Origin of the sequence: Galbibacter sp. PAP.153, assembly GCF_037029175.1 — a bacterium.
Taxonomy (GTDB): Bacteria; Bacteroidota; Bacteroidia; order Flavobacteriales; family Flavobacteriaceae; genus Galbibacter; species Galbibacter pacificus.
This window is the reverse complement of the sequence record NZ_JAZEUN010000007.1, coordinates 145,672-165,928: the sequence shown is the minus strand read 5'-3', so window position 1 is coordinate 165,928 and position 20,257 is coordinate 145,672. Positions and strand designations below refer to the sequence as shown.

20 protein-coding genes are annotated in these 20,257 nt (G+C 39.6%); 6 read left to right on the top strand and 14 right to left on the bottom strand.

Features of this window, described 5'->3' with window-relative positions:
- The 8 genes from UXI14_RS06250 to UXI14_RS06215 form a co-directional block, all read right to left on the bottom strand.
- Positions 1-2,400, bottom strand: coding sequence for a DNA translocase FtsK (locus tag UXI14_RS06250; protein ID WP_335965379.1), 2,400 nt, complete (start codon positions 2,398-2,400; stop codon positions 1-3).
- Positions 2,401-2,462: 62 nt separating this feature from the next.
- Entirely contained in the window at positions 2,463-2,819 is a 357-nt protein-coding gene (locus tag UXI14_RS06245) for a diacylglycerol kinase family protein (RefSeq protein WP_335965378.1), read from the bottom strand.
- Complete coding sequence (tpx, locus tag UXI14_RS06240) at positions 2,819-3,322, bottom strand: thiol peroxidase (protein ID WP_335965377.1); 504 nt, start codon at positions 3,320-3,322, stop codon at positions 2,819-2,821. The genes UXI14_RS06245 and tpx overlap by 1 nt, the downstream gene beginning before the upstream one ends.
- Before the next feature lie 121 nt (positions 3,323-3,443).
- Positions 3,444-3,704, bottom strand: coding sequence for a hypothetical protein (locus tag UXI14_RS06235; RefSeq protein WP_277899467.1), 261 nt, complete (start codon positions 3,702-3,704; stop codon positions 3,444-3,446).
- Positions 3,685-3,999, bottom strand: a complete 315-nt coding sequence (locus tag UXI14_RS06230; protein WP_335965376.1) for a thioredoxin family protein — start codon at positions 3,997-3,999, stop codon at positions 3,685-3,687. Before UXI14_RS06230 ends, UXI14_RS06235 begins: the two co-directional genes overlap by 20 nt.
- Positions 4,000-4,007: 8 nt before the next feature.
- Positions 4,008-4,646 carry a peroxiredoxin gene (locus UXI14_RS06225; RefSeq protein WP_277899465.1) on the bottom strand — a complete coding sequence of 213 codons (639 nt, stop codon included), beginning with the start codon at positions 4,644-4,646 and terminating at the stop codon, positions 4,008-4,010.
- Between the two features lie 204 nt (positions 4,647-4,850).
- Complete coding sequence (gene nhaC / locus UXI14_RS06220) at positions 4,851-6,305, bottom strand: Na+/H+ antiporter NhaC (protein ID WP_335965375.1); 1,455 nt, start codon at positions 6,303-6,305, stop codon at positions 4,851-4,853.
- Between the two features lie 171 nt (positions 6,306-6,476).
- Positions 6,477-7,679, bottom strand: coding sequence for an aminotransferase class I/II-fold pyridoxal phosphate-dependent enzyme (locus UXI14_RS06215; RefSeq protein WP_277899463.1), 1,203 nt, complete (start codon positions 7,677-7,679; stop codon positions 6,477-6,479).
- Positions 7,680-7,836: 157 nt separating this feature from the next.
- On the opposite strand from UXI14_RS06215, the gene UXI14_RS06210 reads away from it, so the two are divergent.
- Together UXI14_RS06210 and lpdA are read left to right on the top strand one after the other, a co-directional pair.
- The gene (locus UXI14_RS06210) at positions 7,837-8,295 is read left to right on the top strand and encodes an Lrp/AsnC family transcriptional regulator (protein ID WP_335965374.1); all 459 of its coding nucleotides are present in this window, start codon (positions 7,837-7,839) and stop codon (positions 8,293-8,295) included.
- Between the two features lie 163 nt (positions 8,296-8,458).
- Entirely contained in the window at positions 8,459-9,862 is a 1,404-nt protein-coding gene (lpdA, locus tag UXI14_RS06205) for a dihydrolipoyl dehydrogenase (RefSeq protein ID WP_335965373.1), read from the top strand.
- A 104-nt stretch (positions 9,863-9,966) separates the two neighbouring features.
- Here the strand turns inward: lpdA and fahA are convergent, their stop codons facing one another.
- Positions 9,967-11,262 carry a fumarylacetoacetase gene (gene fahA, locus UXI14_RS06200; RefSeq protein ID WP_335965372.1) on the bottom strand — a complete coding sequence of 432 codons (1,296 nt, stop codon included), beginning with the start codon at positions 11,260-11,262 and terminating at the stop codon, positions 9,967-9,969.
- A 111-nt stretch (positions 11,263-11,373) separates the two neighbouring features.
- On the opposite strand from fahA, the gene glyA reads away from it, so the two are divergent.
- Together glyA and UXI14_RS06190 are read left to right on the top strand one after the other, a co-directional pair.
- Positions 11,374-12,648: a serine hydroxymethyltransferase gene (glyA, locus tag UXI14_RS06195; RefSeq protein WP_277899459.1), complete on the top strand. Its 1,275-nt coding sequence runs from the start codon at positions 11,374-11,376 to the stop codon at positions 12,646-12,648.
- Between the two features lie 174 nt (positions 12,649-12,822).
- Entirely contained in the window at positions 12,823-13,791 is a 969-nt protein-coding gene (locus UXI14_RS06190) for a family 43 glycosylhydrolase (protein WP_335965371.1), read from the top strand.
- A 3-nt stretch (positions 13,792-13,794) separates the two neighbouring features.
- Here UXI14_RS06190 and UXI14_RS06185 read toward each other — a convergent pair whose 3' ends face one another.
- The 4 genes from UXI14_RS06185 to UXI14_RS06170 form a co-directional block, all read right to left on the bottom strand.
- The gene (locus UXI14_RS06185) at positions 13,795-14,295 is read right to left on the bottom strand and encodes a DUF3124 domain-containing protein (RefSeq protein WP_277899457.1); all 501 of its coding nucleotides are present in this window, start codon (positions 14,293-14,295) and stop codon (positions 13,795-13,797) included.
- A 117-nt stretch (positions 14,296-14,412) separates the two neighbouring features.
- Positions 14,413-15,252: an OmpA family protein gene (locus UXI14_RS06180; protein ID WP_277899456.1), complete on the bottom strand. Its 840-nt coding sequence runs from the start codon at positions 15,250-15,252 to the stop codon at positions 14,413-14,415.
- A gap of 106 nt (positions 15,253-15,358) precedes the next feature.
- Positions 15,359-16,372, bottom strand: a complete 1,014-nt coding sequence (locus UXI14_RS06175; RefSeq protein ID WP_335965405.1) for a glycosyltransferase family 2 protein — start codon at positions 16,370-16,372, stop codon at positions 15,359-15,361.
- A 33-nt stretch (positions 16,373-16,405) separates the two neighbouring features.
- Positions 16,406-16,852 (bottom strand): type I restriction enzyme HsdR N-terminal domain-containing protein, encoded by a 447-nt coding sequence (locus UXI14_RS06170; protein WP_335965370.1) that lies wholly within the window; start codon positions 16,850-16,852, stop codon positions 16,406-16,408.
- A 63-nt stretch (positions 16,853-16,915) separates the two neighbouring features.
- On the opposite strand from UXI14_RS06170, the gene holA reads away from it, so the two are divergent.
- Positions 16,916-17,935, top strand: coding sequence for a DNA polymerase III subunit delta (holA, locus tag UXI14_RS06165; RefSeq protein ID WP_335965369.1), 1,020 nt, complete (start codon positions 16,916-16,918; stop codon positions 17,933-17,935).
- A gap of 68 nt (positions 17,936-18,003) precedes the next feature.
- Here holA and UXI14_RS06160 read toward each other — a convergent pair whose 3' ends face one another.
- The gene (locus tag UXI14_RS06160) at positions 18,004-19,041 is read right to left on the bottom strand and encodes a GMP reductase (RefSeq protein ID WP_335965368.1); all 1,038 of its coding nucleotides are present in this window, start codon (positions 19,039-19,041) and stop codon (positions 18,004-18,006) included.
- A 266-nt stretch (positions 19,042-19,307) separates the two neighbouring features.
- Here UXI14_RS06160 and UXI14_RS06155 point away from each other — a divergent pair, with 266 nt between their 5' ends.
- Complete coding sequence (locus tag UXI14_RS06155) at positions 19,308-20,243, top strand: mechanosensitive ion channel family protein (RefSeq protein ID WP_335965367.1); 936 nt, start codon at positions 19,308-19,310, stop codon at positions 20,241-20,243.
- The last annotated feature ends 14 nt before the right edge of the window (positions 20,244-20,257 follow it).

The window sequence follows — 20,257 nt, the reverse complement described above, 5'->3', positions numbered from 1 at the left end:
TTATTCATTGCTTAATAACTGGTCCAGTGCTGCCATATCGGTAACCAACACTTGTCTTGCCTTGCTTCCTTCAAAAGGGCCAACAATTCCGGCAGCTTCCAGTTGATCTATAATTCTTCCGGCCCTGTTGTAGCCTAATTTTAATTTTCTTTGCAGAAGGGAAGCCGATCCTTGCTGGGCAATTACAATTACCTCGGCTGCCTCTCTAAATAAAGCATCGCGTTCTGATATATCAATATCAACTCCTGTGCCAGAATCTTCGCCTACATATTCTGGCAGTAAATGTGCATCTGGGTAGGCCCGCTGACCGCCAATATAATCGGTTATTTTTTCTACTTCTGGGGTATCCACAAAAGCACATTGAAGCCTTGTTAAATCGTTTCCTTGGGTATAAAGCATGTCACCGCGGCCAATTAACTGGTCGGCTCCGGGAGAGTCCAAAATGGTCCTGGAATCTATTTTAGAAGTTACTCTAAAGGCAACGCGTGCCGGGAAATTGGCCTTGATAATCCCTGTAATGACATTTACTGATGGTCTTTGGGTGGCAATAATTAAATGTATACCAATAGCACGGGCAAGCTGTGCCAATCGTGCAATGGGCGTTTCTACTTCTTTTCCGGCGGTCATTATCAAATCGGCAAACTCATCGATAACCAAAACTATATACGGTAAAAATTGGTGGCCGTCGTTCGGGTTGAGTTTGCGGGCCTTAAACTTGGCATTGTATTCCTTAATGTTCCTCACCATGGCATTTTTAAGCAACTCATAGCGATTGTCCATTTCAATACAAAGGGAGTTTAGGGTGTTTATTACCTTGGTATTATCTGTAATAATGGCTTCTTCACTGTCTGGCAGTTTTGCCAAGAAGTGGCGTTCTATTTTATTAAACAGCGTAAGTTCCACTTTTTTAGGGTCGACCAATACAAACTTTACTTCTGCCGGATGTTTTTTATACAATAAAGAGGTCAAAATGGCATTTAGACCAACCGATTTACCTTGTCCAGTGGCTCCGGCCATTAACAAGTGGGGCATTTTGGCAAGGTCTACCACAAAGGTTTCGTTGCTAATGGTCTTCCCGAAAGCAATGGGCAGTTCCATTTCGGCATTTTGGAATTTTTTGGCCGCGATTACCGACCGCATCGAGACGATGGTAGATTTTTTATTGGGCACTTCTATACCAATGGTACCTTTGCCCGGGATGGGGGCAATAATCCGGATACCTAAAGCCGATAAGGAAAGTGCAATATCATCTTCCAGATTTTTAATTTTTGAAATACGCACCCCTGCTGCCGGAACAATTTCGTATAGGGTTACGGTAGGGCCAATGGTGGCCTTTATCTGGGAGATATCTATTTTGTAGTTTTTTAATGTATCTACAATCCTGTTTTTATTTTCTTCCAGTTCTTCCTGGTTTATGGTAATGGAACCGGAGCCGTAATCGTTTAAGAGTTCGAGCGTAGGGAATTTATAGTTGCTTAGCGCCAGTTTTGGGTCGAATTCCCCAAAATCCTTTACCAGCCTATCCGATAAATTGTCGGGTTCTTCTTTTTCTTCTTCTACTTTTTCAACTTCAATTTTAAGTTCATCGTCTTTTACTTCAGTATTCGATGGATGTTTAGTTGAAACGGCCGGACTTTCTTCTTCGGCTATTTTTACTTCAAAAGAATTTTCAATATCAACGTCCGAAGTGGTATCAGCATCCGTAGCATAGTTTATAGCAGCTGTCTTGGTTTCTTCTTCCTGTTGTTCGGCTGTGTTTGTTTCGGCTTCGGCATTTACTTTATTCGACTTAAAAGCGGCCTTGAATTCTTCTTGCGTGGTAAGGAACAGCGATTTTATTTTTTGCGGGGTTATACCGAGGCGTGCCACGCAATAAGTTATAAATACAAAGAGGAGCAAAAGCACTACGCCAATAACGCCTATATAAGCCCTGAGGAAATCGTTCATTTCAAAACCTACAACACCGCCCAATAGGGGAGCGTCATCTGCAAAAAAACCAAAGAATATGGCCAGCCAAATGCTAACAATAATGCCCCAAAACCATCTGTTGATTAATTGCTTGGAACTTTTATTTAAAAATAAACAAAACCCCGTTTGGAATAAAAGGACAGGAAAAATAAAAGCTGCGATACCAAATCCTTTATATATGAACAAATGACTTATGGAAGCCCCGAATTTATTGAGCCAGTTTTTGGCCTCGGCCTGTCTGTCGCCAAACTCTTTAAGAAGACTTTGGTCTTGTTGCCATGTTGAAAAAAACGAAATAAAAGCAATTACACATGCAATGCTAATAAGCATTAACAAACTCCCAAAAATAATTTTTTGCTGGTTGGAAACTTTAAATGATGGAAGTTTTTTAGAGGAAGATTTTTTACTTGTTTTAGTCTTTTTTTTGGCCATTGGCTACATTATGTTTAATCGCAAAAATACAAATTACAAACGTACAGTTTCTATTTATATTTTTAAAATATTTTAGGAATGTAGATAATGCAACCAATCACAATGGCGCTTATGGCAGCAATAAAGACGGCTCCCGCGGCAATGTCTTTTATAAAACCTATTTTATAATGATGGTCGGGATGGATAAAGTCGGCTATTTTTTCTACGGCAGTATTTAGGCCTTCAATACTTATAACCAAGGCAATGGTGAGGATTTGTAGGATCCACTCGGTTTTGGAAATTTCAAAGTAGAAGCCGGCAAGGGTTACCAAAACGGCTAGTACCGTTTGGATCTGTATGCTGGACTCTGTTTTTATAAGAAGGTACGCTCCTTTAAAAGCGTACCCTATGCTTTTTAATCTGTTTATAAGTAAGCTCATTAAGCATTTATTGCATTAAGTGCGGCTTGGTAGTTTGGTTCGTCTACAATTTCGGGAACTTGTTCGGCATGAAGTACTTTTCCATTTTCGTCCAGAACAATCACAACCCTGCTTAACAGGCCTTCGAGGGGGCCGTCTATAAATTCCAGGCCATAATCTTTTCCGAAGCGGTGATTTTTAAAATCGGAAAGGGATACGACATTGTTTAGCCCTTCGGCACCACAAAAACGGGAGAGCGCAAAAGGCAGGTCTCTTGAAATGCAAAGCACTTTGGTGTTTTTTAATTCTGAAGCTTCTTTGTTAAAAGCCCTTACGCTAGCGGCGCACGTTCCGGTATCTACGCTTGGAAATATATTTAGTATTACTTTGTTGCCCTTAAAATCGGTTAACGAAACTGATGAAAGGTCTGTTTTTGCCAATGAAAAATCGGGAGCAGCGCTTCCTTTTTCAGGTAATTCCCCAGAGGTGTGTATTTTGTTTCCCTTTAATGTTACTGTGCTCATGTTAATTATTTTTTTGTTGCATAAAGGTATTAATATTTGCGGTATTAAAGCAAAAAAGGCCGCCAATATTGGCAACCTTTTCTGTTCTTTTCTTTGCAATTTTTTCCCAACCGGGATAATTCTATTTATCGATAGAACCAAGTACCCGTTTCATGAAAGCGTTTACTGCTTCCTTTTGGCTCATTCCGTTTTCTTTTATCATCTTTTGGACTTCCAAAGCTCCGTACATATTGGAAATTAACTCGCCAATGGTATCCAGCTCTTCATCTTTTAAAGAAGGAACTTCGGTAATTGCTTCCAATGTTTCAATGGCTTCAATTACATAATCTTCGTCGTTCGCTTCAATAAAGCCAGAAAGCTGTTTAATTACTGGTAGCTTCATCAATAAAAGATTTTAAAACGTCTGTCTTGTTTGTTTGTACCTGCTTGGTAACCTCGCCATTTTTAAAAGCTGCGAAGGTTGGTAAATTATCAACGCTTGCCAGCTTTCTGGATTCAGGAAATTTCTCGGCATCAACGATTACAAATGTTGCGTTTTCTGCTTCTTGCGAAAATTTCTTGAACTTAGGCTTCATGATACGGCAATTACCGCACCACCCGGCTGAATACTGAACCAGTACAGTATCGTTTTCAGCAACCAATTCGGCCAAATTATCTTTTTCTAATTCTACTATCATAACTGTTTTTAGTTTGCGCTTAAATAGGCTGCAACACCTTTTCTGTCGGCGTTCATGGCTTCCTTACCTTCTTCCCAGTTGGCAGGGCAAACTTCTCCGTTCTTTTGTACGTGCGCATATGCATCGATTAAACGTAAATACTCGTTTACATTTCTTCCTACTGGCATATCGTTAACACTTTCATGGAATACTTTTCCTTCTTCGTCGATCAAGAAAGTAGCCCTGTAGGTTACGTTATCGCCTTCGTATACATAAGAATCGGTTTCTTCGTTGTAAGTTTCGGTAGATAGATCTAGAATGCGTAGCATGTTTGCCAAGTTTCTGTTACTATCTGCCAATAAAGGATAAGTTACGCCTTCAATCCCTCCATTGTCCTTTTCAGTGTTTAACCATGCAAAATGTACTTCAGGAGTATCGCAAGAAGCACCAATTACAAGGGTGTTTCTTTTGTCAAATTCACCTAAAGCAGCTTGAAATGCATGCAACTCTGTAGGACAAACAAAAGTAAAGTCTTTTGGATACCAAAAAAGGATTACTTTTTTGTTGTTTTTAACAGCTTCTTCTAAAATGTTGATTTTAAAAGTGTCGCCCATTTCATTCATAGCGTCTACTGCTATATTTGGGAATTTTTTTCCTACTAATGCCATATTATTTACTATTTATTTTGTTAAACTTTCAGTGCAAATTTAGCAAGTAATATATTGGCTACAATAGGTTTTAAATTATAATAACTTATCAAGAAATAGAGTTTGATAATAGCGCTAAAAAAGAGGTGTTTTTTTTATGTAGTTGATAAAATGGATCGTTAAAAATTAAGATATTCTCAGTCGATTTGCTTCAGGAGTGATAAATTAATTTTTATCTTTTAATTGCTTTATTTTAATGTTGAACGCGGCATAAATCAAGGTTACAAACGGACTCAAATAATTGAAGAATGCATAGCCTATATAAGCTGTTGTATCAACCCCTAAAACCCCACTTTGGTAGGCTCCGCAGGTATTCCATGGCACCAATACAGAGGTAACGGTACCCGAGTCTTCCAATGTTCTACTCAGGTTTTCGGGAGCTAAACCTTTGTCCCGATAGGCCTTTGCATACATTTTTCCGGGAACTACAATGGCCAAATATTGATCGGATGCTGTTACGTTTAGAGCTAAACAACTTGCCACGGTGCTGGCAAAAAGTCCGAAAACAGAATCGAATGCCGTTAATAAGGCTTTGCTGATTCTTGCAAGGGCTCCAATGGCATCCATGATGCCACCAAAAACCATGGCACATAAAATTAGCCAAATAGTGCCCAGCATGCCTGCCATTCCTCCCGATGAGAAAAGGTCGTTTAACTTTGCATTAGATGTTTCTATGGCGGTATCTACCGTAATGGCGTTCATGACACCTTTGTATCCCGAAATAAACGTAAGTTCGCTTGCGTCGGTAATATTTTTCACAATTTCGGGTTGAAAAATTAATGCAAAAATCCCACCCAGTAATGTCCCGACAAGCAATGCCAATAATGGTGGCGCTTTTTTTACAATAAGAAAAATAACCACGACCGGAACAATAAACAGCCACGGGGAGATATTGAAAGATTCGTCAATGGAAGCTAGCAAAGATGCAGTATCGGGCACTTTGGTGGTATCAAGATTCAAACCAATAATAGTAAAGATTATCAATGTAATCACCACCGTAGGTACGGTTGTAAGTGCCATATAGCGTATGTGCGTAAACAAATCGGTTCCGGCCATGGCAGGGGCAAGGTTGGTGGTGTCGCTCAATGGAGACATTTTGTCTCCAAAGTAAGCCCCGGAAATTACGGCCCCGGCCGTCATGCCCGGAGAAATTCCCAAGGCACCGCCAATACCTACCAAGGCAATGCCAACGGTTGCCGATGTTGTCCAGCTGCTTCCGGTGGCTACCGAAATAATGGAACAAATAACCACGCAGGCCGTTAAAAAGAATGTCGGGTTTAAAATTTGCAACCCGTAATAAATCATGGAAGGGATAACACCGCTTATTAGCCAAGTTCCGGCCAGTGCGCCCACAAAAAGTAAAATTAGAATAGCCCCGGCCGTAGATTTGATGTTGTTGGCCACTTCTTCCAGCATTTTTTCATAAGATACCTTGTTGAATACCCCAACAATTGCCGCAACGGCACCACCGATAAGGAGCATGAACTGATTGGAGCCACTTAGGGCATCGTCTCCGTACACAAAAACATTAAATGCCAATAAACCTACTAAAACTATAACCGGGATAAGAGCTTCCCAGATGCTGAGCTCTTTGTTCTGAATTACTTTCTCGTCTTCCATTAAATTAGTTTGATTCTGTAATGTTACAATTTTACAAAATGTTATGCAAATTGAATTTTATGCGCTAAACAGAAGTATTTGATTTTTAATCTGTAATAAAAACTGCGGAAGACAATCAAAGCAATTGACTTCCGCAGCAAACAATTAAACCCAAGACTTTTATCTATAATTTTAATGCATTAGACCTACTTTTTTAAAGCACGACTTCATCATTTCAAAAGTGCGTTTCATATCATTGTCGAGCCCGATGGAGAAACGTATAAGTCCGTTGCTCAATCCCATGGCCTCTTGTTCTTCAATTGGAATTTCAGAAGAAGTGGAACTTCCGGGGGCGCTAAACAGGGTTTTGTAGAAACCAAGGCTTACCGCCAGGTAACCGAGGTTTTTTTCCTGCATGAGCTCCATGAGGCGGTTGGCCTTTTCAAGGGAACCTACATCCAGTGTTAGCATTCCCCCAAAACCATATTCGGGATTCATTTGCTTTTTTAGGGTTTCGTGACCCGGATGCGATTTTAACCCCGGATAGACTACTTTTAATCCTGCCTGCTCCAAGTTTTTTGCAAGATACATGGCATTATCGCTGTGTTTTTTAATGCGGATATGGAGCGTGCGCATGTTTTTTAGTATGGAAGCCGCCCTTAAACTGTCCATGGTGCTCCCTAAAAGCATTCCGGCACCATTGTTTACGTCTTTCAAACTAAGGCAAAATTCGGTCGTTCCACAAACTACCCCGCCAACGGCATCGCTGCTGCCGTTTATAAATTTGGTTAAACTGTTTATTACAACATCGGCACCTAACTTTGCAGGAGCAACGGTAAGTGGCGAAAAGGTATTGTCAACTACCAACGGGATGTTGTGCTTTTTTGCAATGGCCGACAAGCCCTTGATGTCTGTAACCTCCAATAATGGATTGCTAATGGTCTCGCAATAAATTAGTTTTGTTTGCTCGGTAATAGATTTTTCTACTTTTTCTAAATCCGTAGTGTCCACAAAAGAAGTGCCGATATTAAATTTAGGTAGGAAATTCTTCATAAAGGCGTAGGTTCCCCCATATATGGTCCTGCTGGAAACCATGTGGTCGCCGGCATTGCACAATTGCAATATTACAGCCGTAATTGCGCCCATGCCGCTTGCGGTCACGTTTGCAGTTTCTGTACCTTCCATGGCCGCCAATGCCTCGCCCAAGTATAGATTGGAAGGCGATGAATGCCTGCTGTATAAGTAGCATCCTTCTGTGTTGCCCTCAAAGGTGTCGAACATGGTTTTGGCCGAAAGGAATGTATAGGTTGAAGAATCGGAAATCGATGGGTTTACACCACCAAATTCACCAAAATATTGTAAATCCTGTATCTTATCTGCGGGATTAAATGCCATAATTTATTTTTTTATTAACATCAAAATAATCATATTTTAGGTTAAATATCAATGGTATTAACTTTAATTAGATAACTGTTCTATTTTTATTTATTTTAATAGATTTATATTTGTTTTTTAGATGAATTTATTTTAGTAAAAAGAAAAATGTTCGGTTATGAAATTAGACACCATTGATAAAAAGTTGCTTGAATTGCTACAAAATGATGCCAAGCAGACCACAAAGGCATTATCGCTTCAATTAAACTTATCTAAAACAGCTGTTTATGAGCGAATTAGAAAATTGGAAAAGGAAGGTGTGATTAAGGGGTATACTGCCTTGCTTGATAAAAAAAAGATAGATAAAGCCTTTGCTGTGTTTTGCCACGTAAGGTTAACACAGCATACCAAAGAGCATGTTGTTGGTTTTGAAAATGATGTAATTAGGTTGGAAGAAGTTTTGGAATGCTATCACGTAAGCGGCGATTACGATTATATTTTAAAAGTGAACGTGGCAGATATGCAGGCATACCGAAATTTTATGACCTCAAAGCTTACTTCGTTGAAACATATTGGGAGCACGCATAGCATTTTCATGATCGAAGAAGTAAAAAATACAACCGTGGTAGAATTATAGTTCGTTTTCCCGTTGCTTGGCATGTAAAATTTTTTTTGGATTTTCGGGCAAATCTGTATCCATAAAAACAGATTTATATTTTTAGAAAAATACATAGTTGCCTTCCCGTAAAACATTTGTATTTTTGTTAGTCTATAAATAAAAGTATCACTAAAAACATTTTATGAACTCATATGATGTAGCCGTCATAGGCTCGGGACCCGGAGGTTATGTAGCAGCAATCCGTTGCGCACAACTGGGAATGAAAACTGCCATAATAGAAAAATACGATACCCTTGGGGGAACATGCCTAAATGTGGGATGCATCCCTTCCAAAGCACTTTTAGACTCGTCTCACCATTACGACGATGCCGTTACGCATTTTGAAGAACATGGAATTGAAATCCCGGGAGAAGTAAAGGTTAACCTTAAAAAAATGATCGCCCGTAAACAAGACGTGGTAGACCAAACCACCAAAGGGATCGATTTCTTGATGGACAAAAATAAAATAGATGTTTATCACGGGATAGGAAGCTTTAAGGACGCTACACATATTGAAATTAAAAAAGGTAAGAAAACTGAAGAAATAGAGGCGAAACACAGCATTATTGCAACCGGATCAAAGCCTTCAACCCTTCCTTTTATTGAGATTGACAAGGAGCGTATTATAACTTCTACCGAAGCGCTCACGCTAAAAGAAGTACCAAAACACCTTATTGTAATAGGTGGCGGAGTTATCGGACTGGAACTGGGCCAGGTATACAGCCGTTTGGGCGCAGAAGTTTCGGTAATAGAATATATGGACCGTATTATCCCAACAATGGACGGTGGGCTCTCAAAAGAACTACAGCGCTCGTTGAAAAAACGCGGAATGAAATTCTTTACATCGCACAAAGTGAAAGGAGTTACCCGAAAAGGAACTAAGGTTACCGTAAAAGCCGATGATAAAAAAGGAAAAGAGGTTTCTTTTGAAGGCGATTATTGCTTGGTTTCTGTTGGAAGACGTCCGTATACCGATGGTTTGAACGCAGAAAAGGCAGGCATAAAGGTAAACGACAAAGGACAAATAGCAGTAAACGAGCATTTACAGACTAACATTTCTAATATCTACGCCATTGGCGATGTTGTAAAAGGTACCATGCTGGCCCATAAGGCCGAAGAAGAAGGTGTTTTTGTTGCAGAAACGCTTGCAGGGCAAAAACCCCATGTTGATTACAACTTGATTCCGGGCGTAGTTTACACATGGCCGGAAGTTGCTGCCGTTGGCAAAACCGAAGAACAATTAAAGGAGACAGGAACAAAATATAAAACGGGGCAGTTTCCAATGCGTGCACTTGGCCGTGCCCGTGCAAGTATGGACATTGATGGCTTTGTAAAAATTCTTGCCGATGCCGAAACAGACGAAGTTTTGGGTATCCATATGATTGGCGCCCGTACAGCCGATTTAATTGCAGAAGCCGTAACGGCCATGGAATTTAGGGCAAGCGCCGAGGATATTTCTAGAATGAGCCATGCACACCCAACTTATGCAGAAGCAGTAAAAGAAGCTGCTCTGGACGCTACAGACAGCAGGCCTTTGCACACATAAGTAAAAGTATAGCAGACATAAACTAAAAATGAGCCTTTTGGAGTTTGTATAAAATGATAAACTCCGAAAGGCTCAACTTTTTTATCTTCAAAAAAACTTCTTTATTATTTTTTGCCCTTTTTAGGGTTAAAAGGAGGTAAAAGCTTATTGGAAACTTCCCCGAAACCTATCCTTATGGAATCTTTTTTACAATAACCCCTCATGGTTACGGTATCTCCGTCATCTATAAATTTACGTTCGCTATTATCCTTCATCTTAATGGGTTTTTCACCTCTCCAGGTAAGTTCCAGCATCGATCCGTACGAACCTGGCGTTGGGCCCGAAATGGTCCCGCTTCCCATCATGTCCCCACTGTTAACTTTACATCCATTTATGGTATGATGTGCCAGCTGTTGAGACATATTCCAATACATATATTTAAAATTACTTTTTGTAATGGTAACCGGGCTTCCGTTTTCAGGGGTGAGGTCTACTTCCAGATTGATGTCAAAACTTTTCTTTCCTTTAAAATGCAGATAGGGAAGTGGTTTGGGATCCTGTTTTGGACTTTCAACCCTAAATGGTTCAAGAGCGTCCAGGGTAACGATCCACGGAGAGATGGACGAAGCGAAATTTTTTGCAAGGAAAGGCCCTAGCGGGACATATTCCCATTTTTGAATATCGCGGGCACTCCAGTCGTTAAACAGCACCATTCCAAAAATATAATCTTCGGCTTCTTCAACTGGGATAGGTTCTCCCAACTGATTGGCGTCTGTGGTGATAAAAGCCATTTCCAACTCAAAGTCTACCAATTTCGACGGGCCAAAAACTGGGTCGGTCGCACCGACAGGCATGGTCTGCCCCATCGGGCGGTGAATAGGGATTCCACTGGGCACAATAGACGAGCTCCTTCCGTGATAGCCTACCGGGATATGGAGCCAATTGGGCAACAGGGCATTGTTGGGGTCGCGAAACATAGTCCCAACATTGGTAGCGTGTTCTTTACTGCTGTAAAAATCTGTGTAGTCCCCAATTTGCACAGGAAGCTGCATCTCAATTTCATCTAAAGTAAACAACACAATATTGCGGTGCTCCTCGTGATTTTTCAGGGTTTCGTTTTTTTCATCAAATATTTCGGCAATTCTATTTCTTACCAATCTCCATGTTTTCTTTCCGTCAGAAATAAAATCGTTTAAAGTGTCTTGCAAAAAGATATCGTCAGTAAGTGGGATGTTTTTAAAATACCCCAATTGATGCAGGGCACCAAGGTCAATGGCAGTGTCGCCAATGCGGGTCCCAATGGTAATTACATCATCGCGGGTTAAAAAAACCCCGAACGGAATATTTTGAATTGGAAAATCAGAATCCGGACTTACTGGTAGCCAAGACCTCCTATTTGGATTATTTGCTGTATCAGGCATGACAAATTTCTTAATTATTGTTTCATAAAATTGGATTTAAAGGTACCAATTTCTATCAATTTACCGAATCTATTTTATATTTTTGACCATTCTTTAACGAAATACTCCAAAATGAAAAGAGACGAACAAATTTTTGATCTTATTGAGGCGGAAAAAAAACGCCAATTGGAAGGGATCGAACTCATTGCTTCAGAAAACTTTGTAAGCGGACAGGTAATGGAAGCCGCAGGTTCTGTACTAACCAATAAATATGCCGAAGGCTATCCGGGCAAACGTTATTATGGTGGTTGTGAAGTGGTAGACGAAGTGGAAAGTATTGCCATTGAACGCGCTAAAGAATTATTTGGCGCAACCTATGCCAATGTTCAGCCGCACAGTGGTTCTCAGGCAAATACGGCTGTTTTTGCAGCATGCTTGAAACCGGGTGATAAAATTTTAGGTTTCGATCTTTCCCACGGAGGGCACCTTACCCACGGTTCGCCGGTAAACTTTTCGGGAAAATTATACAATCCAGTTTTTTATGGGGTCGAAAAGGAAACCGGACGTTTAAATTATGAACATATTGCAGAAGTTGCCAAAAAAGAACAGCCAAAATTAATTATTGCAGGCGCATCGGCTTATTCAAGAGATATTGATTTTAAAAAATTCAGGGAAATTGCAGATAGTGTCAATGCTATTTTATTTGCCGATATTTCCCACCCCGCCGGGCTTATAGCCAAAGGTGTATTGAGCGACCCGATCCCTCATTGCCACATTGTTACAACGACTACTCATAAAACATTGCGCGGACCAAGGGGCGGACTTATATTAATGGGGAAGGATTTCGAAAACCCATTTGGTCTAAAACTTAAAAACGGCAATTTAAGAATGATGTCCTCTCTGTTGGACAGTGCCGTATTCCCGGGCAACCAAGGCGGGCCCCTGGAACATATTATCGCTGCCAAGGCTATTGCTTTTGGGGAAGCTTTAAGCGAAGAATTCCTGCATTATATCGTGCGGGTTAAAAAGAATGCAGCGGCCATGGCTCAAGCTTTTGTAGACAGGGGATATGATATTATTTCTGAAGGGACCGACAACCATATGATGTTGATCGACCTTAGAAATAAAAATATTTCTGGTAAAGAAGGAGAAGAAGCTCTTGGTAGAGCAAATATTACGGTGAATAAAAACATGGTGCCTTTTGACGATAAAAGCCCGTTTGTAACCAGCGGCATAAGAATTGGTACCGCGGCAATAACCACAAGAGGTTTGGTTGAAGAAGATATGGAAGCGGTGGTAAACCTTATTGATGAAGTGTTGACAAACAGGGAAGACGCTTCTAAGGTAGAAGCTGCCAAAAATCACGTTTACAGATTAATGGCGCACAGGCCATTGTTTAAAGCTTAAAAAAGTATTTTTTATAAGAAAGCCCTTGCCATAAACGGTAAGGGCTTTTTGTTTTATGCTTACAGAAAGCCAAAAATATACATGTTGAATGATTTTGATGAAGTATTGATGCAAAAAGGGTGCAACGTTCTTTTATATTCTACTAATTTGGGCAACCAATCAATTTTATAAATTATGATGCACAAGAGCACGTTTCTTTTAGCAATGGTATTTTTTGTCCTAATCGGGCATGCACAGGATAAGTCTAAAATGTATTATACCGACACTTCATCTGGAAAACCAATTGCAAAAGACCCAACGGTTGTATATTTTAAAAATGCTTATTGGATGTACTATTCCATTGCCAATAACGATAAAAAAGGCTGGTCGATTGGTATTGCAAAGAGCAACGACCTAACAAATTGGCAAAAAGCGGGCGAAATTAATCCGGAAGAAACATATGAGAAAAATGGACTTTGTGCACCGGGTGCCTATGTGGAGAATGGAAAAATTAATTTGTTTTTCCAAACATACGGAAATGGCCCAAAAGATGCCATATGCCATGCTACCAGCACCGATGGAATTCACTTTAAAAGAAATAAAACCAACCCGGTTTTTCGTCCAACCGGCAAATGGAACAATGGGCGTGCCATTGATGCCGAAGTAATAAAATTTAAAGGGAAATACTTTCTATATTTTGCCACAAGAGACCCCGAAGGGAAAATACAGATGCAAGGCGTGGCAACTGCCCCTGGAAATTCCAACTTTAATAGGGGCGCCTGGACAATGGCCGCGGATAAGTCAATTTTATACCCAACGCTGGCTTGGGAAAGGAACTGTGTAGAAGGGGCTTCATTGGTAAATTTGGGCGATGAGCTGTACATGTTTTATGCGGGAAGTTACAACAACGAACCCCAGCAAATAGGAGTTGCAAAAAGCAAAGACGGGATTACATGGCAACGTTTGTACAACCATCCTTTTCTGGAAAATGGAAAACAGGGTACCTGGAACAGCAGCGAATCGGGTCATCCAGATATTTTTAAGGATAATGAAGGGAATTACCATTTGTTTTTTCAAGGAAATAATACCGGTGATGGAAACACATGGTATTTGTCCAAAAAAGAAATCGTGTGGAAAGACGGTTTTCCCGTGTTATTAAATTAAGCCTTACTTAACCCTTATGCCTTGAGTGGTAAAAGACAGGCCTTGTTGCCCGGCTGTAGAAATCATTACGGCTTCAAAATAGGGCGCTTTTGTGTTTTTGCTTACAGTCCAATCAAAAATAAAATTCCCACCCGAACCTCCATGATTGTCGTCTTTGGCAATAACTATTTCAATGGTTTCCAGCGGAGCGATATAAACGGGCTTTTTTACATACGACCTTATGAGTGCCCCTTTTTCGTTATGATAATCTGCTTTTGTGATATAAATGCTATCCTTGCTGCTAATATTTCTTAGGCTTACCGTGGTTGTAAGGTCGTGTTTTCCATGTTGCGTATAGCTATAGATTTGCGAATAAATAGAAAGGTACGTTTGCCCGTTGACCCATAAAGAATCATTGGCAGGTAATGAAATGTTACGGCTTTCCCAATTAACCATTTCAATGTCCTGATCGTGAATGTCTTCTACAGGTTGTTTGCACGAGAATGAGAAAACTATTATTAGCAAAAGGCAAAAAAGCGGTTTAAGCATAGATGAATAACATTTTGTTTCCATGTTAAATATACTAAAAAAGCACCGCTATCAGCGATGCTTTTTTTAGATTTATATATTTTCGGGATATCCTTAGTTTATCTTAGGATCTTTCATACCTTCTTCTATCATGCTATAGAACTGATCTAATTTAGGTAAGATAACAATTCTGGTTCTACGGTTTTTAGCTTTTCCATCTTTGGTATCGTTTGAAGCAACAGGAACATACTGACCTCTACCGGCAGCAGTCATTCTCGCTGGTGCTACACCAAATTCGTTTTGAAGGATCCTAACAACAGAAGTAGCCCTAAGTACACTTAAGTCCCAGTTGTCTTCCATTTTGGCAGTATGGATCGGCACAGTGTCTGTATGTCCTTCTACCATAAACTCGAAGTCTGGCTTGTTCTTAACAACGGTAGCAACTTTTCCTAATACTTCTTTTGCTCTTGCAGATACGGTTGTACTTCCGCTGGAGAATAATAATTTATCAGAAATATTTACATATACAACTCCTTTTTCTACACTGATGTTGATATCTTCGTCGTCAAGGTTACCCAAAACACCTTTTAAACTCTGTACCAAAGCAAGGTTAACAGAGTCCCTACGTGTAACAGCATTTTGTAACTTTCTTATGGTAAGGTCTTTTTCCCTTAAGCTTTCAAGAGATTTTTCCAAGTTGTCGGCTCCTTTGGCAGTTAGGGTTGTTAAGTTCCCCATATTGTTTATGAGCTCGTCGTTATTTGCTTTAAGCAAATCTATTTGATCTTTATAATTTTCCTGCTCAGCAAGGCAAGAGTTTAACTTAACTGTTGCTGAGTTTAACAAATCTTGCGTCTCTTTTTGCTTGGCTTCAAGTTCTGCGTACTTTTTAGAAGAAACACAAGAAGTTAAGAAAACGGCACCTAATGCACCTAATAAAAAAATTCTTTTCATGATTATAATTTTACTTAATTAACGTTTTAACATTTTGGAACAAAATTATATAAAAAGCTTATGGATGTACATGGTTTTTAGTTAATTTTCTCTTAAATCATCGGGTTTATGGACGTTTGCTTGAGTTTGTAATTTCCCGATAATACCTTTTTTGTTTTAAGAAATAACTGATTACAACCGAAGTGCATTCAAAATACTTAATATCTTTATTAATATGCCCCCTTTTTTTAAAGATTCTTACAAAATAATAATAGTAACTAAAATGAGCTTTTATTATTGCCAATAAATGTAATAATTTTAATTGAAACAAAAAGCGTATTCCCGCAATTCCGTCTAAAAATAACCTTGCAACGATTAAAGGAAAAACCTTGCGCTTGGGAAGGTTTTTTGTAATTGAAAAAAGCGAGTTCCTAAAATTTAAAAATGTTTTTTTAGGGTTCATGTTGTTTAGGGTCGCGCCTCCCACGTGGTATACTTTTGAAACGCCCACATACACAATTTTATAGTTCCTGTTCTGGGCCCTCCAACACAGGTCTATTTCTTCTTGATGGGCAAAGTAATCTTCATCAAAGCCCCCAAGTGTGTTAAAAACTTCCTTTTTAATAAACATACACGCCCCGGTGGCCCAAAAAATTTCCTTTATGTCATTGTATTGTGCATGGTCCTTTTCCAGGGTCTGAAAAATCCTTCCCCTGCAAAAAGGATAGCCAAGCCTGTCCAGAAAACCACCGGCCGCACCTGCATACTCAAAATACTCTTTGTTTTTATAATCTAATATTTTTGGCTGAACAATTGCAATGTCGTTATTGCTTTTAAAGGTTTCTTCTATGGGGGACAGCCAATTTGGGGTAACTTCAATGTCTGAGTTCAGCAGGCATAAAATGTCTTCTTCAACATGTTTCAGGGCATCGTTATAACCTTTGGCAAACCCGCCATTGGTTTTATTTTGAATAATGGCAACATTTGGGAATTCTTCTTTTATAAACGCCACCGAGCCGTCTTCAGAAGCATTATCGGCAACATAAATAGTCGCATTTGGGGAATATTGAATAACCGAAGGGAGAAACTTCTTTAAAAGTGCTTTTCCGTTCCAGTTTAATATTACAACCGCTATTTTCATTCCTTCATGTTGATTTTTCAAAACGACTGCAAATTAAAGCATATAAGATGGAATATCCTTTAGAAATATGTATTTTTCGTTTTCATAGTCCATTTGGCAATAATAATGCTCAAGTCCGTTGGTTACCATTAAATAAGTAGCCTTTAGCGAGAGGTTGTACCGTGCAATCTGGTCAAAAGTATGCTGGCTTATTTTTACGTTCGGAGCCTTGCATTCAACTATTAAATGGATGTTTCCGTCCGGTTGAAAAATTAAAACATCGTATCTTTTTTTTAATGAATTGATTTTCAGTTCCTTTTCAACATTAATCAGGGAAACGGGATATTTTTTTTCATTCAGCAAAAAGGCCACTACATGTTGGCGTACCCATTCTTCGGGCTGAAGCTGTACAAACTTTTTACGGATCGAATCAAAAATATGGACTTTATTTTCGCTATTTTTGAATCGGAATGTATATGCTGGAAAATTGAGTTGTTGCATATGGCAAATATCTAAAATATCAGAAGATAATTGTAAATACCATCAAAAATTACATGTTTCTTTATGGATGAAGTTAAAAAGATCGTTAACGATATAAAAGCGGGAAATATCAAGCCAATTTATTTTTTAATGGGCGAGGAGCCATATTATGTAGATAAAATTGCCGAATATATGGAACGCTCCATCCTTACCGAAGAAGAGCGGGGTTTTAACCAAATGGTGATTTACGGGAAAGACGCCACCGTTGACGAAATTGTTTCGAGCGCCAAAAGGTACCCCATGATGGCCGAAAGGCAGGTAATTATCGTCAAGGAAGCACAACACCTTTCCAGGACCATAGACCAGTTGGAGGCTTATGCCCTTAATCCGCAGCCCACAACGGTATTGGTAATATGCTATAAATATAAAAAACTGGATAAGCGCAAAAAAGTGTACAAGGCCATAAGCAAGACCGGGTATATTTTTGAAAGCAAAAAATTGTATGAAAATCAAATAGGCGATTGGATACGAAAAGTCCTTGCCGGAAGGAAATACGGCATAACGCCCAAGGCCGCGCAGATGTTGGTAGAATTCTTGGGCACCGACCTGGGGAAAATTAACAACGAACTTGAAAAATTGCAGTTGATTATTCCAAAGGGAGAAGAAATTACCCCAAAACATATCGAGGAAAATATTGGAATTAGCAAGGATTACAACAACTTCGAGCTCCGCAAGGCCATTGGGGAACGCGATATTGTAAAAGCAACCAGGATTGTTACCTATTTTGCACAAAACCCAAAAGACAACCCCATGGTCATGACCATCTCCCTTTTGTACAGTTTTTTCTCACAATTATTGCAATATCATGGGTTAAAAGACCATTCTAAAGGAAGTGTGGCAAGTGCCTTAAAAGTAAACCCTTATTTTGTTGGGGAATACCAAACCGCCGCCAGAAATTACCCCATGAAACAGTGTAGCAAAATAGTAACCCAACTTCGGGCAATCGATGTAAAGAGCAAAGGGGTAGGGGCCGTAAACATTTCGCAGGCCGATTTGTTAAAAGAATTGTTGTTTTCTATTTTTAATTCTCCATCGAGGGTTTAATGCTATTGTTCACAAACAAGAATTTCCGGTATGAAATTCATGACGAGGGTTTTTTAACGGAAACACAGTTAAGAAAAAACCTCATTGTGCTGTTCTTGTACACGAATAAAAGTGGTTCGCTTTGTAAGCTCTTTTAATCTTCCTGCGCCCACATATGTACACGTAGAACGCAAACTTCCCAAAATGTCCTGCACGGTATGTATTACATCGCCCCGATACGGGATTTTCACGGTCTTTCCTTCGCTGGCACGGTATTCGGCAACGCCCCCGGCATGTTTTTTCATGGCCGTTTCCGAGCTCATCCCGTAAAAAGCCTTGTATTGTTCCCCATTTTTAGTAATTATTTTACCACCACTTTCGCTATGTCCGGCCAGCATTCCGCCAAGCATTACAAAATCGGCTCCGCCACCAAAGGCCTTGGCAATGTCGCCCGGAATTTTGCAGCCGCCGTCCGAGATAATCTGACCGCCCAATCCGTGGGCCGCATCGGCACATTCAATAATAGCAGAAAGTTGCGGATAGCCCACACCCGTTTTAACCCGTGTGGTACAAACACTACCGGGCCCAATACCGACTTTTATAATATCTGCCCCGGCAAGAATAAGTTCTTCCACCATTTCTCCCGTAACCACATTTCCGGCCATAATTATCTTGTCGGGATAGGTTTTTCGGGTTGTTTTTACAAAATCCACAAAATGTTCCGAATATCCATTGGCAACATCAATACAAATAAGCTGTAGCTTTGGGTGCTTTTCAGCAATGTCGCTTAATTTCTCGGCATCCCTTTTGCTGGTTCCGGTACTTACCGCTATATAATTATAAAAGTCATCGTTTTTGTCCAAAAGGAAAGTACTCCATTCATCGACTGTGTAATGTTTATGGATTGCGGTAATTATTTGTTGCTGCGATAAAACCCGAGCCATTTCAAAAGTACCCACTGTATCCATGTTTGCTGCAATTATAGGGATACCGCTCCATATGTGGGAGCTGTGCTTAAATTTAAATTCGCGTTCCAGGCTTACGTCGCTTCGGGACTTTAAAGTTGACCGTTTTGGGCGGATCATAACATCTTTAAACCCTAACTTAATATCGCTTTCAATTCTCATGTTGATGAGTTTTATGTAAATGAATGTAGTAAAATTAATCAAAAAGAAGATGGGGTGTAAAAATCTTCTTAACCTTAACAAATATCTTTTTTAAATATTGGTAAGTGTATCTATTTCAGTATAAAATTTTTTATTTGAAGCTATGCGGTATTAAAACGGGCGCTAAAACTTGTTTTGTATGTTGTTGAAAGGCGTTTGGTAGATGGTTTAAAAAGATATTTTAAATTTAATTTAGTAATTTTAAGAAAATCCATAAACTCCTTTCCATGTTTTTTCTGTTGATTCAAGGCCAAGATGCACAAACCGAACTAAAAACGTCGGTATTAAACTTTGTAGATAATTTTATTGCCTCGATACCGCATTACATTTTCGGGTTGCTTATTTTAATTTTAGGAATATTTATAGCAGGGTGGATAAGCAATTTTGCAAGGGCCCGTATACATCACCGTACACAAGACCCGTTAATGAGCAAGTTTTTGGGTAGGGGCATCCGTTTTGTAATTTCTATTATTTTTATCATGTTGGCACTTAATGCTGCGGGAATGGGAAGGATTTCTGCGGGTATTTTGGCGGCGGCGGGGGCAAGTACCGTAATTCTGGGCTTTGCTTTTAAGGATATTGGCCAGAATTTTATAGCTGGGGTTATATTAAGCTTCAACCGGCCGTTTGATGTAGACGATACTGTAGAGATAGGCGATATTTTTGGGAAGGTAAAAGCATTGGAATTCCGGTATACAAAACTAAAGACTTTTGATGGTAAAGATGTATACATCCCGAACAGCGACGTTATAACCTTGCCTGTTACCAATTACACTGAAGATGGCTTTTTTCGTTGGGATTTCATTATCGGTATTGCCTATGAAGAAAACATTGATGGAGCCAAAAAAGTGGTCTTAAAAGCATTAAAAGAAGAACCAATGGTCATCAACGATGGGGTGCACCATAATTTTGTAATCGAAGACGAATTGGCGACTAGCACCGTTAACTTAAAAGTATTTTTTTGGGTAGATACCAAAGATTTTAGAATGCAGGCGCTTATAACCAAAGGAAACGTTGTACGGCGCATAAAAGAAGCATTGGAAGATGCAGGTTACTACATGCCGGCCGATATCCAGGAAATTAAACTGTACGGAAAAGAATCGGAGCTTCCTTTAAGCTTTATAGATAAAGACGCCAATAAGCCTTCAGCGAAAAAACCTTAATGTATCATGATTTT

Coding starts and splice junctions, on each gene's coding strand:
- UXI14_RS06250 (WP_335965379.1), bottom strand. CDS start 2,400: ATGGCCAAAAAAAAGACTAAAACAAGTAAAAAATCTTCCTCTAAAAAA.
- UXI14_RS06245 (WP_335965378.1), bottom strand. CDS start 2,819: ATGAGCTTACTTATAAACAGATTAAAAAGCATAGGGTACGCTTTTAAA.
- tpx (WP_335965377.1), bottom strand. CDS start 3,322: ATGAGCACAGTAACATTAAAGGGAAACAAAATACACACCTCTGGGGAA.
- UXI14_RS06235 (WP_277899467.1), bottom strand. CDS start 3,704: ATGAAGCTACCAGTAATTAAACAGCTTTCTGGCTTTATTGAAGCGAAC.
- UXI14_RS06230 (WP_335965376.1), bottom strand. CDS start 3,999: ATGATAGTAGAATTAGAAAAAGATAATTTGGCCGAATTGGTTGCTGAA.
- UXI14_RS06225 (WP_277899465.1), bottom strand. CDS start 4,646: ATGGCATTAGTAGGAAAAAAATTCCCAAATATAGCAGTAGACGCTATG.
- nhaC (WP_335965375.1), bottom strand. CDS start 6,305: ATGGAAGACGAGAAAGTAATTCAGAACAAAGAGCTCAGCATCTGGGAA.
- UXI14_RS06215 (WP_277899463.1), bottom strand. CDS start 7,679: ATGGCATTTAATCCCGCAGATAAGATACAGGATTTACAATATTTTGGT.
- UXI14_RS06210 (WP_335965374.1), top strand. CDS start 7,837: ATGAAATTAGACACCATTGATAAAAAGTTGCTTGAATTGCTACAAAAT.
- lpdA (WP_335965373.1), top strand. CDS start 8,459: ATGAACTCATATGATGTAGCCGTCATAGGCTCGGGACCCGGAGGTTAT.
- fahA (WP_335965372.1), bottom strand. CDS start 11,262: ATGCCTGATACAGCAAATAATCCAAATAGGAGGTCTTGGCTACCAGTA.
- glyA (WP_277899459.1), top strand. CDS start 11,374: ATGAAAAGAGACGAACAAATTTTTGATCTTATTGAGGCGGAAAAAAAA.
- UXI14_RS06190 (WP_335965371.1), top strand. CDS start 12,823: ATGATGCACAAGAGCACGTTTCTTTTAGCAATGGTATTTTTTGTCCTA.
- UXI14_RS06180 (WP_277899456.1), bottom strand. CDS start 15,252: ATGAAAAGAATTTTTTTATTAGGTGCATTAGGTGCCGTTTTCTTAACT.
- UXI14_RS06175 (WP_335965405.1), bottom strand. CDS start 16,372: ATGAAAATAGCGGTTGTAATATTAAACTGGAACGGAAAAGCACTTTTA.
- UXI14_RS06170 (WP_335965370.1), bottom strand. CDS start 16,852: ATGCAACAACTCAATTTTCCAGCATATACATTCCGATTCAAAAATAGC.
- holA (WP_335965369.1), top strand. CDS start 16,916: ATGGATGAAGTTAAAAAGATCGTTAACGATATAAAAGCGGGAAATATC.
- UXI14_RS06160 (WP_335965368.1), bottom strand. CDS start 19,041: ATGAGAATTGAAAGCGATATTAAGTTAGGGTTTAAAGATGTTATGATC.
- UXI14_RS06155 (WP_335965367.1), top strand. CDS start 19,308: ATGTTTTTTCTGTTGATTCAAGGCCAAGATGCACAAACCGAACTAAAA.